This is a genomic window from Phenylobacterium sp., from assembly GCF_024508875.1.
Classification (GTDB): domain Bacteria; phylum Pseudomonadota; class Alphaproteobacteria; order Caulobacterales; family Caulobacteraceae; genus Phenylobacterium.
Window position 1 is genome coordinate 1 of record NZ_JANINU010000025.1, and the last position, 12,353, is coordinate 12,353.

Consider the following 12,353-nt stretch of genomic DNA (forward strand, 5'->3'; position numbering starts at 1 on the left):
GTCGATTTCCGCACCTACAAGGCGGAAGACCCGGAGAACCTGCGATGAGCGGCCTGACCTACGAGGCGATGGCCACCTTCGCCCAGCAGGCCGGGACGGTGTTCTTCGGTCTGATCTTCGCCGCCGGCGTGATCTACGCGCTCTGGCCGCGCCACAGGCAGGCGTTCCAGCGCCTCGCCCAACTCCCGCTTGAAGAAGACGAGGCGCCCCATGGCTGAGCGCGAAAGAGACGATCACTCCGGCACCGAAACCACGGGCCACGAGTGGGACGGCATCAAGGAACTGGACACGCCGCTGCCCCGCTGGTGGCTGTGGGTCTTCTACGGCTCGATCCTGTTCGCGATCGTGTACTGGGTCCTGATGCCGGCCTGGCCAGGCATCACCGGCTACACCCACGGCATGCTCGGCAAGTCCGACCGCGCCCAGGTAGTGACCGAACTGAAGGGCCTGGCGGCCCAGCGGCAGGCGGGTGAAAGCCGGCTTCGCTCGGCCAGCCTCCAGCAGATCGAGGGCGACCCCGAGCTGCAGGCCTACGCCATGCAGGTCGGCCAGTCGGTGTTCGGCGACAACTGCGCCACCTGCCACGGCGCCGGTGGGGCGGGCGGCAAGGGCTATCCCAACCTGCGTGACGACGTCTGGCTGTGGGGTGGCTCGCTCGATGCGATCCAGCACACCATCCAGGTCGGCGTCCGCTCGGGCCACGCCAATGCGCGCGGCGAGAAGGTCATGCCCTCGTTCGGCCGCGACCAGTTGCTGACCGAGGACCAGATCAACGACCTGACCGAGTACGTGGTGGCGCTCTCCGGCCGCAAGGCCAACGCCGCCGCCGTCGGCCGGGCGCGCCAGACCTTCGCCGACCAGTGCTCGGCCTGCCATGGCCCCGCTGGCACGGGTGACGTGACGCAGGGCATCCCGAACCTCACGGACTCGGAATGGCTCTACGGCTCGGATCGCGGCTCCATCCACGACCAGATCTGGAACGGCCGCAACGGCGTGATGCCCACCTGGGAAGCGCGCTTCTCGCCCGAGACGATCAAGGCCCTGGCCGTCTACGTCCACGCCAACGCGGGCGGCGAGGCGGAAGCTGTCGCCCCCGCCAAGGCGGCGCAGGCTCCGGCAGCTCCGGCAGTGGCTCCTGCTGCGGCCCAGCCGACCGCGACGTCGACCGCCGCCGGGGGTGCGGGTCGCTGATATGAATACTGTAATCGATACGCGTAAGCGCGGCGCGGAAGGGGCGGTCTCCGCCGCCGACCGCGTGCGTCAGAAGGGGGACGCCGGTGGCGGTCTCTACAAGCCGCGCATGCCGATCTACCCGAAGCTGGTCCACGGCCAGTGGCGGCGGATCAAGTGGGCGCTGCTGATCCTGATGCTGTCGATCTACTACGTCACGCCCTGGCTCCGGTGGGATCGCCCCGGCGCCCTGCCGGACCAGGCCGTGCTCGTCGACTTCTTCGGCCGTCGCTTCTACTTCTTCGGCATCCAGCTCTGGCCGCAGGAAGTCCACTTCATCACCGGCCTGCTGGTGATGGCGGCCCTGGCGCTGTTCCTGGTGACGGCGCTCTTCGGCCGGCTGTGGTGCGGCTACGCGTGTCCACAGACGGTCTGGACCGACCTCTACATCTATGTGGAGCGGCTGTTCGAGGGCGACCGTAACGCGCGCATGCGCCTGGCCACAGCCCCCTGGTCCTTCGACAAGCTGTGGCGCAAGGGCGGCAAGCATCTGGTCTGGCTGGGCATCGCGTTCGGCACCGGCGGCGCGTGGATCTTCTACTTCCGCGATGCGCCGACGCTGTTCATGGAGTTCTGGACCGGCCATGCGCCGGCCACGTCCTACATCTCGTGCGCCATCCTCACCGCGACCACCTACGTCTTCGCGGGCCACATGCGCGAGCAGGTCTGCACCTACATGTGTCCCTGGCCCCGCATCCAGGGCGCCATGCTCGACAACCACTCGTTCCAGGTCACCTACCGCTATGACCGGGGCGAGCCGCGTGGCCCGCACAAGAAGGGCCAGGCGTGGGAAGGCCGCGGCGACTGCATCGACTGCCACGCCTGCGTCGTCGCCTGCCCGATGGGGATCGACATCCGCAATGGCCCCCAGCTCGAGTGCATCAATTGCGCGCTCTGCATCGACGCCTGCGACGAGATCATGGACCGGGTGGGCCGGCCCAGGGCCCTGATCGCCTACGACACCGACGGCGCCGTCGCGGCCCGGGCGAACGGCGAAAAGGCGATCTACAAGCTCGTCCGGCCCCGCACGATTTACTACGCGGTCGCCCTGACGCTGGTTTCCGGCCTGGTCGGCTGGGGCCTGCTGCACCGGCCGGCCATGGACCTGCACGCCCTGCGCGACCGCAACCCCACCTACATCCGCCTGCACGATGGGTCGGTGCGCAACGGCTATACGCTGAAGATCGCCAACCGCACGTTCGAGCCGCAGACGGTGGAGGTGTCCTTCAACGGCCTCGCCGGCGCCACGCTGCGCACGCCCGGCGAGGCGCCCGGCGCGGTGCGCGCCACCGTCCCCGCCAACGAGGTTCGGGCCGTTCGCGTCTTCGTCAGCGCCAATCCGGCCGAGGACGCCCCCGAAAGCATGCCCGCGACCTTCATGATCCGCGGCGCCAAGGGCGCGTTCGACACCAAGACCACCTTCATCACCGGAACGGAGGGCTCGAAATGAGCGCCGTCGAACAGCCCGCCCGTCCGGGCTTCGTCATCCGCGGCTGGCATGTGCTGCTGGGCGTCGTGGCCTTCTTCGCGATCGTCGTATCGGTCGACACGACCTTCGCCGTGATCGCCGTGAAAACCTTCCCGGGGCAGGTCTCCGTGACGCCGTATGAGGACGGCCTGCTCTACAACCGCCACATCGCCCAGCTCGAGGCGCAGGACCGTCTGGGCTGGCGCGCCGCCGCCGCGGCCGAGCCGGGGCAGGTGATGATCGAGTTCGTGGGCCGCGACGGCCGCCCGGTCTCGGGCCTCGCGATCGGCGGGCGGCTGGAGCGCCCGGCCACCGAGTCCGGCCGGATACAGCTCCACTTCTCCGAGGTTTCGCCGGGCCGCTATGTCGCGCCGACAGGCCGCATCGACGGCGCCTGGGACCTCACCGCGGAGGCCGGCGATCGCACCGGCGCCATCTTCCGCGCCGAGCGGAGGCTGACGTGGCCGTAACCTACGAGAGCGGGGCGGACTTCACCGCCTTCCTGCGCCGCGACGAGCGCGGCCGCGCCAGCCTCGACCTCCTCGTCCCGGACGTCCGCTGCGCCGGTTGCCTGGCCAAGGTCGAACGGGCGGTGACCGGCCTCTCGGGCGTCGCCGCGGCGCGCCTGAACCTCAGCCAGAAGCGGTTGACCGTCGAGTTCGCGCCGGGCGCGGAGAACACCGCGCAGGTGGTCGCGGCCCTCGACAGCCTCGGCTACGCCGCCACCCCCTACGACCCCGCCGGCGCGCGCGAGGCGCACGACCGCGAGGGCCGCCAGCTCATCATGGCCATGGCCGTTGCGGCCTTCGGCGTCATGAACACCATGATGTTCTCGGTGCCGATCTGGGCCGGCCTGTTCGGCCAGGAACTGGGCCCCGCCACCCGCACGCTGATGATGTGGTTTTCCGGCGTGGTCGGCGCCCCCTGCGCCCTCTACGCGGGGATGCCCTTCTTCCGCTCGGCCTGGCGTTCGCTGAAGGCGCGCCGCGCCAACATGGACGTACCGATCTCCATCGGCGTCCTGCTCACCCTGGCCATCAGCTTCTCCGAGACCGTGCTCCGCGGCCGCGACGTCTATTTCGACGCCGCCGTCTCCCTCCTCTTCCTGCTGCTGATCGGCCGCTGGCTGGAGCACCGGCTGCGCGCGCGCGCCTCCAGCGCCGCCGCGGATCTGCTGGCCATGCAGGCGGCCACCGCGACGCTGGTGGGCTCGGGCGACGCCCTGACCGCCGTGCCCGTCGGCCAGGTCCGACCCGGCGACATGCTGCTGGTCCGGCCCGGGGAACGCATCCCTGTCGACGGCGAGATCGCCGACGGCCTGTCCGAGCTCGACAACAGCCTGCTTACCGGCGAGACGGTGCCCGTCGCGGTCGCCGTCGGCCAGGCCTGCCGCGCGGGGGCGCTCAACCTGTCGGGCGTGCTGCGCCTGCGCGCCACGGCCCGTTCGGAAGACTCGGCGCTGGCGGCGATCGCCCGCCTCATCGAGCTCGGCGCCCAGTCCAAGTCCCGCTACGTCCGCCTCGCCGACAAGGCGGCCGCGGTCTACGTGCCCGTGGTCCACGCCGTCGCCCTGTTGACCTTCGTCGGCGGTTGGGCCCTGGGGCTGGAGCCGCGCGAGGCGCTGATCCGCGCTGTCGCCGTCCTCATCGTAACCTGCCCCTGCGCCCTCGGGCTGGCGGTGCCGGCCGTGCAGATCACCGCGTCCGCGCGGCTTTTCCGGCGCGGCGTGCTGGTCAAGTCCGGCGCGGCGCTGGAGCGCCTCTCCGAGGTGGACCACGTCATCTTCGACAAGACCGGCGTGCTCACCGAAGGCCGTCCGCGCCTGAAGGACACCGCCCCGGCGGCGGTCGCCATGGCCGCGCCGCTGGCCCGCGCCTCGCGCCATCCGCTGGCCCGCGCGCTGGCCGCCGCCGGCGGCGAGGGCCCCCTCGCCGAGTCGGTGAAGGAGGTTCCCGGCCAGGGCGTCGAGGGCGTGATCGACGGCCGCCGTTGCCGGCTGGGCAAGGCCGATTTCCTTGGGGTCGAGACCCGCGGCGGCGAGACTGAGCTGTGGTTCGGCTTCGAAGGCGAGACCCGCCTGCGCTTCGTTTTCGTCGACGCCATGCGTTCCGACGCCGCCGACGTGGTGGCCGCCCTGCGCGGCCGCGGCCTGGCGGTGGAAATCCTCTCGGGCGACGTCGACGGCGCCGTCTGCCGCGCCGCGGCGGCGGCGGGTGTCACCGACTGGCGCTCGGGCTGCACGCCACAGGACAAGGCCGCCCGCATCGACGCCCTGGCGGCCGAGGGCCACAAGGTGCTGATGGTCGGCGACGGACTGAACGACGCGGCCGCCCTGGCCCGCGCCCACGCGGCCATGGCGCCCGGCACGGCGCTGGAGGCCAGCCAGAACGCCGCCGACCTGGTGTTCTCGGGCGAAGGCCTGGCGCCGGTGGTCGAGGCCTTCGACGTGGCGCGCAACGCCCACCGCCGCGCGATGGAGAACTTCGGCCTGGCGACGCTCTACAACCTGCTGGCGGCGCCGGCGGCCATGCTGGGCTTCGTCAATCCGTTCGTCGCAGCGATCGCCATGTCGAGCTCGTCGCTGGTGGTCACCCTGAACGCGCTGCGCACCGGAGGTCGTCGATGGACATCGTGATGTTCCTGGCTCCGTTCTCGCTGGGCCTGGGCCTGATGGCCCTGGGCGCCTTCTGGTGGAGCCTGCGCTCGCGGCAGTACGACGACCCCGCCGGCGACGCCGCCCGCATCCTCGTGGACGATCCCGAGGACCGTCCGGCCGCTTGATCCTGATCATGTCGCCACCGCGCCGTGGGCGCCAGAAGACGCGGCATGAGCATCGACACCGCCGTCCCGACCGCCGCGGACCTCGCCGCGCTCGTCGCCCGCTATGACGGCCGCGCGCCGCGCTACACCAGCTACCCGACCGCCCTGCAGTTCTCACCGGCTGTCGATGAGGACGTCTATCGCGCCTGGCTGGCCGAACTGCCGGCCGAGCCGGTCTCGCTCTACCTGCACATCCCGTTCTGCGCCCGGCTCTGCTGGTACTGCGGCTGCAACACCCGCGGCGTCAGCCGGCGCGAGCCGATCGGCGACTATGTGCAGCTCCTGCTCACCGAGACGGGGTTCCTCGCCGCGGCCCTGCCGCGCCGCACGTCGCTCAGCCATATCCACTTCGGCGGCGGTACGCCCAACATGCTGTCCTGCGAGGAACTGACGGCGATCTTCGATGCGCTGCACGCCGCCTTCGACCTTGAGCCCGGCCTCGAGGTCGCCGCCGAGCTCGACCCCGCGACGCTCACCCACGACTGGGTCCGCACCGCCGGCCAGCATGGCCTGAACCGCGCGAGCCTCGGCGTGCAGAACCTGGATCCGGCGGTCCAGGCAGCCGTCAACCGGGTCGATACGTTCGAGCAGGTAGCCGCGGCCGTCGGCTGGCTACGCGAGGCGGGCGTTCGCTCGGTCAACCTCGACCTGATGTACGGCCTGCCACACCAGACCACGGCCAACACCCTCTCCACCGTCGATGCCATCCTGAGGCTGCGGCCCGAGCGGGTGGCCCTGTTCGGCTATGCCCACGTCCCGTGGATGAAGGCCCACCAGAAGCTGATCGACGAGGCGGCCCTGCCGGGCGCCGCCGCCCGCCTGGACCAGGCCGAAGCGGCCGCCGAGCGGCTGGTGCGGGAAGGCTACGTCCGGATCGGCCTCGACCATTTCGCACGCGCGGAGGACGAGATGGCCGTCGCCCTGGCCGAGGGCCGCCTGCACCGCAGCTTCCAGGGCTACACCACCGACGCGGCGGGCACGCTGCTGGGCCTGGGCGCCTCGTCCATCGGCCGCCTGCCCCAGGGGTTCGTCCAGAACGTCGCCCAGGAGCTCGGCTGGCGCGACGCGGTCGAGGCCGGCCGGCTGCCGATCGCCCGCGGCGTAGCCATGACGGACGACGACCGCTTCCGCGGCGAGATCATCGAGCGGCTCATGTGCGACCTGGAGGTCGACCTCCCCGACGTGTGCGTGCGCCACGGACGGCAGGCCCAGGAACTGTCCGGCGCCCTGGCGCGCCTCCAGCCGTTCGTGCAGGACGGCCTCGTCGAGATCGACGGCGGCAATGTGAAGGTCGTCGGGTACGGCCGGCTGGTCGTCCGCTCGGTCTGTGCGGTCTTCGACGCCTACTTCCAGCCCGAGGGTGGCCGGCACTCCCGCGCGCTCTGACCCGCGGACCCGTTCGGGCCGTCCCGAGAAGCCGATTTTGAGCTGCGCCCGCCGCGCGTCAGTCGGGGCAAAACTCAGGCGGCGCGGCAGGATGCAGAGCCGCGTTGATGGCCGCCACCAGCGTGTCGCCCAGCACTGGCTTCTCCAGGATCGGAACCCCCGCCTTCGCGGCCGCAGCCCGCAGCGCCGGTCCCGGGTGGGTGGTGATGAGGATCGCGGGCAGGTTCACCTCGCGCTGGCGCAACTGGTTCAGCGCGCCCAGGCCGGTGATGCCGGGCAACCGCTCGTCCAGCACAAGGCAGGTCGGACCGTTCGGCGGCTCGCGCAGCAGCAGCGCCTCGCCCGACTCGTAGGTTTCGACCGCGAAGCCTTCGAGGTCGAGGGCGAACTCAAGGGCTCGCCGCACCGCGAGGTCGTCGTCCACGACGAAGACGAGCGGGCGATCGTGAAGACGGCACTGATCCATATTGAACAGGATCGCCCGAGCCGGGCCAGCCCGCTTTGATCTCGCGCAACCTTTTAGAAACCTGCGAGCAGCGCGATCCGGACGAGTTCCGACAGGCCGTGGGCGTTCGTCTTGCTCATTACGTTGGCCCGATAGACCTCGACGGTCCGGGGGCTGATGCCGAGCTCGTAGGCGATCACCTTATTCATCTTCCCGGCGATGACGCCGCGCAGCACGTCCTTTTCCCGGCCGGAGAGGGTGGACAGCATCTCCTCGAAGCGCCTGCGCTCCTGGGCGTGGATGTCGCTCTCCGCGCGCGTGTCCAGCGCCATGCGGATCGACTTTATCAGGGTCTCGTCCTCGAAGGGCTTCTCGATGAAGTCGATCACCCCCGCTCGCATGGCTTCCACGGCCATCGGCACGTCGCCGTGGCCGGTGATCATGATCACGGGAATCTGCACGCCGCGTTCCCTGAGCCGCTTGACCAGCTCCAGGCCGTTCATATCGGGCATTCGCACGTCCGTGACGATGCAGCCGCCGTCCAGAGTGTCGACCACATCCAGGAACTCCTGCGCCGACGCATAGGTCTTGGCGGGCAGGTCGTTCATCTCCAGAACGAAGCCCAGCGACACCCGGATGGGCTCGTCGTCATCGATCAGGTGGACGACCGCATCACTCATTGTCCGCCAACTCCTCCTCGCGAACGCCGCGCAGCGTGAACCGGAACACGGCTCCGCCGCCGGGATTCGGCTCGACCCAGATTCGACCTCCGTGCGCTTCGACTATAGTCCGGGAAATCGACAGGCCGATCCCCATCCCGTGGCTCTTGGTGGTCATGAACGGCTGGAAAAGTTGCTCGGCCGCCTCGTCGCTGATGCCGTGCCCGGTGTCGCTGACCCAGACTTCGACCATGTCGTCCGCTACCGGGCGCGCGCCCACGACCACTTCCTTGCGCGGGCTCTCCTCCATCGCCTCGATGCCGTTGCGGATGAGGTTCAACGCCACCTGCTGGATCTGCACCTTGTCGGCCAGGACGAGGTCGACGGACGGATCGAGCTCGTAGCGCAGCCGCACGCTGCGCTCCTTCGCGCCCACCATGGCCAGGGCCCCGGCCTCCTCGAGCAGCTTGGGCAGGCTTTCGATGCGGCGGTCGGCCTCGCCCTTGGCCACGAAATCGCGCAGGCGGCGGATGATCTGGCCGGCGCGCAGCGCCTGATCGGCCCCCTGCGAGATCATCTCCTCCAGCCGCGCCTCGTTCAGGGGCTTGCGCTTGATGAGCACCAGGCAGCCCTTCATGAAGTTGGTCGCCGCGGTCAGCGGCTGGTTCAGCTCGTGCGCCAGCGCGGAAGCCATCTCGCCCAGCGCCGTCAGGCGCGAGACGTGGACCAGCTCGCCCTGCAGGTCCTGCAGGCGCCGTTCCGTCGCCTGGCGCTCGGTGAGGTCGCGGATGAAGCCGGTGAAGAACCGCTTCTCGTTCGACCGCATCTCGCCGACCGCCAGTTCCAGCGGGAAGGTCGTGCCGTCCTTGCGCACGCCCACCACCACCCGGCCGATGCCGATGATCCGTTTCTCGCCCGTGGTCTTGTAGCGGTCGAGGTAGCCGTCGTGCTGCGCCCGATACGGCTCGGGCATGAGCATGCTGACGTTCTTGCCCATCACCTCCTCGGCGGTCCAGCCGAACTGCCGCTCGGCGGCGCTGGAGAAGGACTGGATCAGGCCGTGGTCGTCGATCACGATCATGGCGTCCGGGACGGTGTCCAGGATCGACTGCAGGTGCGCCTCCCGGGCCTGCAGGTCCTGCACGATGCGCCGAAGCGTACGGCTGGTGTCGAACATCCGCGAGCCGAACCAGCCTGCCAGCAGCGTCAGCAACGCGAAGGTCACGACCCGCACGACCAGGCTGGGGTCGGTGATCGGCGCGCCGACCATGACGAGCCCGAGCACGAGCGACAGCGCCCCGGCCAGCAGGGTCGGCCTTGCCCCGCCGACCACGGCGCTGACCAGCAGCGCCGGCACGAACAGCAGGAAGACGAGGTCGTCGTTCAGGAGCGGCGTGAGCAGCATCCGAACGCCGGCGCAGGCCAGGGTGGCGGCGATCGCGACGGCGTAGCCTCGGGCCCGCACCCAGGGGCGGGCCGGCTCGACGTACGTTTCGTGCACCGGGAACATCTCCTGTGCGGTACGCGGCGGCGAAGGTCGTGGCAAGACGACGTGCGGGTCGTGCGTCAGTCCGCGTCGCGCCGCGGCGCCGCGCGCGCCAGGCTTGTGGCCACGAGCGCCGCGCCCGTGGTCGCGAAGGCCGCGAACAGCAGCAGGGCCACGGCCTGTGGCGAACGCGCCGGGGCCGAGGAGGCGAGCATCCCCGCCGCCGCCAGGCTGGTGATCGCCGACGCCAGCAGCCAGCGCCAGGCCGAGAGCGGCCGCAAGTGCAGCGCCGCCGCGAGCTGGAAGCTGCCGTCCATCACCAGCGCCGCCGCCAGCACCATCGCGGTGGCCAGCGCCCCCGCCGCCGGATGCAGCGTCAGGTAGACCCCGAGCCCGACCGCGGCCAGGGCCGCCGCGGCCCCGAGCACCCGCAACCAGCTCGTGAAGGTGACCAGGGCCACCGCGAGCATCAGCGCTCCCGCCAGCCACAGCAGCCAGCCGCCGGCCGCGCCGACCACGATGGCGGTCTCGGACGGGAAGGCGATCGCCGCCACCGCGAGCAGCATCATGCCGACCCCGCCCGCCAGGGCGGGCCGGCGGCGGTCGGGGTGCAGGTGGACGAGCGCGGGGATTTCCATGGCGTCGATCGTGCTCATGCGGCCGTCTCGGGCGGCGGCGCCGCCAGGGGCCGGTCGCCGAGGATATCCTCCACATAGAGGCAGCGCACCAGGACATGGGCGACCACGGCGAGGGGGGTCGCGAACAGCACCCCCAGCGGCCCCAGCAGCACGCCCATGGCCAGCACCGCGAACAGCGTGACGCCCATGGGCAGCTCCACCATCTGCCGCAGCACCAGCGGCGTCACCACGTTGGCCTCGAATTGCGAGGCGCCCAGATAGATCGCGCCGGTCACGGCGAAGGCCTGCGGCCCCTGGGCGGCGGCGAGGATCAGGCCCGGCAGGGTCGCGACCCAAGGCCCGATCACCGGCACGAACTGGGCGACGCCGGCGAGCGCGCCCAGGGCCAGCGGCGACGGGATGCCCGCCCACCACAGCCCCAGTCCCACGGTGACGCCGACCAGCAGCATGGAGGCCACCTGGCCGATCAGCCAGCGGTTCAGGGCCTGGCCGCAGGCGGCCAGCACCTCGGCCGCCCGCGCCCGCCGGGGCATGGGCAGCAGGCGCAGGGCGCCGCGCAGGTAGGTCTGCGGATGGAAGGCCAGGTACAGCCCGCAGAACAGCACGATCACCGTCGCCGCCGCGGCGCTGGCCGAGCCCTGGATCAGGCGCGAGGCGGTGCGCACGACCAGCCCGTCCGCGTGCCGCAGGCGTTGCAGGTCGTCGAGGACGTAGGCGCCGAGCGGCGAGGCGGAGAGGGGTTTCTGCACGGCGGTCCAGGCCCGGGGAAGCAGGTCTCCGAGCGTGGTGACCTGCAGCACGATCTGGTGGCCGAACATCCACACGACGCCCGACAGCGCGACGACGACGCCGACCACCGCGGCGGCCAGGGCCAGCGGTCGGGGCACGCCCAAGCGCCGGGTCAGTGGCCCCGCCAGACCCTGGAGCAGGATGGCCGTCAGGACCGCCCCGAAGCCCATGAGCAGCACGTCCGCCAGCCGCCAGAGCAGGATGCCGGCGACGACGAGCACCGCAGCCTGGATCGGCGGGTCCATCCCGAGGCGCCGGCGGCGCAGCCGCGGCAGGAGGCGCGCCGGCGGCCGGGTCAATGCGACAGCATCACGGGGCAGGGCGGCGCCTCGAGGATCGCCTGTGTGGCCCCGCCCAGAACGAACTCGCGCAGCCGCGCATGGCCGTAGCCGCCCATCACCAGCAGGTCGGGCCGCGTCTCGGCCACGTGGGCCGCCAGCCTCGGGCCGATGGCCTCGTCGCGGCCCAGCCGCTCGTCCAGCCGCGCGACCACGCCGTGCGTCCGCAGGTGACGGGTCAGGGCTTCGCCGACGCCGCGGACCGCCTGCGGCTTGTCGCCCAGCGCGGTGAAGACCCGCACCTCCTCGGCGCGGCGGAGCACCGGCATTGCGTCGGCAACCGCGCGCGCGGCGGGTGCGCTGCCGTCCCAGGCGATCAGCACGCGGGGGAAATTCTCGGCTGGGGTGATTTCAGCCGTCTCGGGATAGACCACCACGGGGCGCCCCGAACCGAAGAGCACGGTCTCGGCCAGGTCGCGGTCGGCGAGCACCGCCGGCCCGATGGGCACGAGCGTGACGTCGCGGGTGCGGGCGATCCGGGCCACCGTCTCGGCCTCTTCGTAGAGCTTGGCGCAGACCGACTCGCAGTGCAGCGGCTGGTCCAGGATCTCGGCCGCCACCCGCGCGCAGGCGGCCTCCAGGTCGGCGGTCGCGGCGCTGCGCGCTTCTTCCAGCCGGCTGGTCTGGTCGAGGTGGATCAGGACGTTGGCGAGCGGGTTGTGCAGTTGCGGCAGGTCTACGCGGACCGTCAGGAACGTCAGTTCCCCGCCCAGCCGGCGGGCCAGGGCCACGCCGCCGCGGATTGCCCGGTCCGGCGTCGCGTCGGGATAGGTCAGGGCGGTGAGGAGCAGGTCGTCGTAGGACATCGGCCTTCAGGGCTCCCGCAAGGTGTCGATGTAGGCGATCAGGTCTGCGGCGTCCGAGCGGGTGAACGGCACGGGCGGCATCCGGTCGAACCCGTGCTGCGACACCTCGGAGAAGCGGCGCTCCAGCGAGATCGGGTTGTAGCGCCGCGCCAGGGCGCGGAAGGCCGGTCCCTCCTGCGCGCCGCCGTCGTCTAGGCCCACCGTGTGGCACCCCGCGCAGCGCTGGGCAGCCAGGTCGTGGCCACGCTGCTGGGCCGGGTCGAGCCGCGGCAGGGGCGGGACGCCCGC

Annotated in this window: 14 protein-coding genes; 7 read left to right on the top strand and 7 right to left on the bottom strand. The window is 71.3% G+C overall.

What is annotated here, in order from left to right; all coding sequences use genetic code 11:
• Nucleotides 1-44 precede the first annotated feature (44 nt).
• From Q0L11_RS03000 to hemN, 7 genes are read left to right on the top strand one after another with little or no spacing between them, the layout of a single operon-like run.
• Nucleotides 45-218 (top strand): cbb3-type cytochrome c oxidase subunit 3, encoded by a 174-nt coding sequence (locus Q0L11_RS03000; RefSeq protein WP_296595366.1) that lies wholly within the window; start codon nucleotides 45-47, stop codon nucleotides 216-218.
• The gene (gene ccoP / locus Q0L11_RS03005; RefSeq protein ID WP_296595367.1) at nucleotides 211-1,191 is read left to right on the top strand and encodes a cytochrome-c oxidase, cbb3-type subunit III; all 981 of its coding nucleotides are present in this window, start codon (nucleotides 211-213) and stop codon (nucleotides 1,189-1,191) included. Before Q0L11_RS03000 ends, ccoP begins: the two co-directional genes overlap by 8 nt.
• Nucleotide 1,192: 1 nt before the next feature.
• The gene (gene ccoG, locus Q0L11_RS03010; protein ID WP_296595368.1) at nucleotides 1,193-2,680 is read left to right on the top strand and encodes a cytochrome c oxidase accessory protein CcoG; all 1,488 of its coding nucleotides are present in this window, start codon (nucleotides 1,193-1,195) and stop codon (nucleotides 2,678-2,680) included.
• Nucleotides 2,677-3,168, top strand: coding sequence for a FixH family protein (locus Q0L11_RS03015; protein WP_296595369.1), 492 nt, complete (start codon nucleotides 2,677-2,679; stop codon nucleotides 3,166-3,168). The genes ccoG and Q0L11_RS03015 overlap by 4 nt, the downstream gene beginning before the upstream one ends.
• On the top strand, nucleotides 3,159-5,333 hold the full coding sequence (locus tag Q0L11_RS03020; RefSeq protein WP_296595370.1) for a heavy metal translocating P-type ATPase: 2,175 nt from the start codon (nucleotides 3,159-3,161) through the stop codon (nucleotides 5,331-5,333). Before Q0L11_RS03015 ends, Q0L11_RS03020 begins: the two co-directional genes overlap by 10 nt.
• Nucleotides 5,321-5,479, top strand: coding sequence for a cbb3-type cytochrome oxidase assembly protein CcoS (gene ccoS, locus Q0L11_RS03025; protein ID WP_296595371.1), 159 nt, complete (start codon nucleotides 5,321-5,323; stop codon nucleotides 5,477-5,479). Before Q0L11_RS03020 ends, ccoS begins: the two co-directional genes overlap by 13 nt.
• A 45-nt stretch (nucleotides 5,480-5,524) precedes the next feature.
• Nucleotides 5,525-6,904, top strand: coding sequence for an oxygen-independent coproporphyrinogen III oxidase (gene hemN / locus Q0L11_RS03030; protein WP_296595372.1), 1,380 nt, complete (start codon nucleotides 5,525-5,527; stop codon nucleotides 6,902-6,904).
• Nucleotides 6,905-6,962: 58 nt separating this feature from the next.
• On the opposite strand, the gene Q0L11_RS03035 is transcribed toward hemN, so the two are convergent.
• The 7 genes from Q0L11_RS03035 to Q0L11_RS03065 all read right to left on the bottom strand — a co-directional run.
• The gene (locus Q0L11_RS03035; RefSeq protein WP_296595373.1) at nucleotides 6,963-7,370 is read right to left on the bottom strand and encodes a response regulator; all 408 of its coding nucleotides are present in this window, start codon (nucleotides 7,368-7,370) and stop codon (nucleotides 6,963-6,965) included.
• Nucleotides 7,371-7,423: 53 nt separating this feature from the next.
• Nucleotides 7,424-8,029 (bottom strand): response regulator FixJ, encoded by a 606-nt coding sequence (gene fixJ, locus Q0L11_RS03040; RefSeq protein WP_296595374.1) that lies wholly within the window; start codon nucleotides 8,027-8,029, stop codon nucleotides 7,424-7,426.
• A complete protein-coding gene (locus Q0L11_RS03045) occupies nucleotides 8,022-9,518 on the bottom strand; it encodes a PAS domain S-box protein (protein ID WP_296595375.1) in 1,497 nt (498 codons plus the stop codon). The genes fixJ and Q0L11_RS03045 overlap by 8 nt, the downstream gene beginning before the upstream one ends.
• A gap of 56 nt (nucleotides 9,519-9,574) precedes the next feature.
• Nucleotides 9,575-10,150 carry a DUF308 domain-containing protein gene (locus Q0L11_RS03050; RefSeq protein ID WP_296595376.1) on the bottom strand — a complete coding sequence of 192 codons (576 nt, stop codon included), beginning with the start codon at nucleotides 10,148-10,150 and terminating at the stop codon, nucleotides 9,575-9,577.
• A complete protein-coding gene (locus Q0L11_RS03055; RefSeq protein ID WP_296595377.1) occupies nucleotides 10,147-11,166 on the bottom strand; it encodes an AI-2E family transporter in 1,020 nt (339 codons plus the stop codon). Before Q0L11_RS03055 ends, Q0L11_RS03050 begins: the two co-directional genes overlap by 4 nt.
• Before the next feature lie 50 nt (nucleotides 11,167-11,216).
• Nucleotides 11,217-12,065 carry a universal stress protein gene (locus tag Q0L11_RS03060; protein ID WP_296595378.1) on the bottom strand — a complete coding sequence of 283 codons (849 nt, stop codon included), beginning with the start codon at nucleotides 12,063-12,065 and terminating at the stop codon, nucleotides 11,217-11,219.
• Between the two features lie 6 nt (nucleotides 12,066-12,071).
• Nucleotides 12,072-12,353 (bottom strand): cytochrome c (locus Q0L11_RS03065; protein WP_296595379.1); only part of this gene is annotated, 282 nt, incomplete at its 5' end.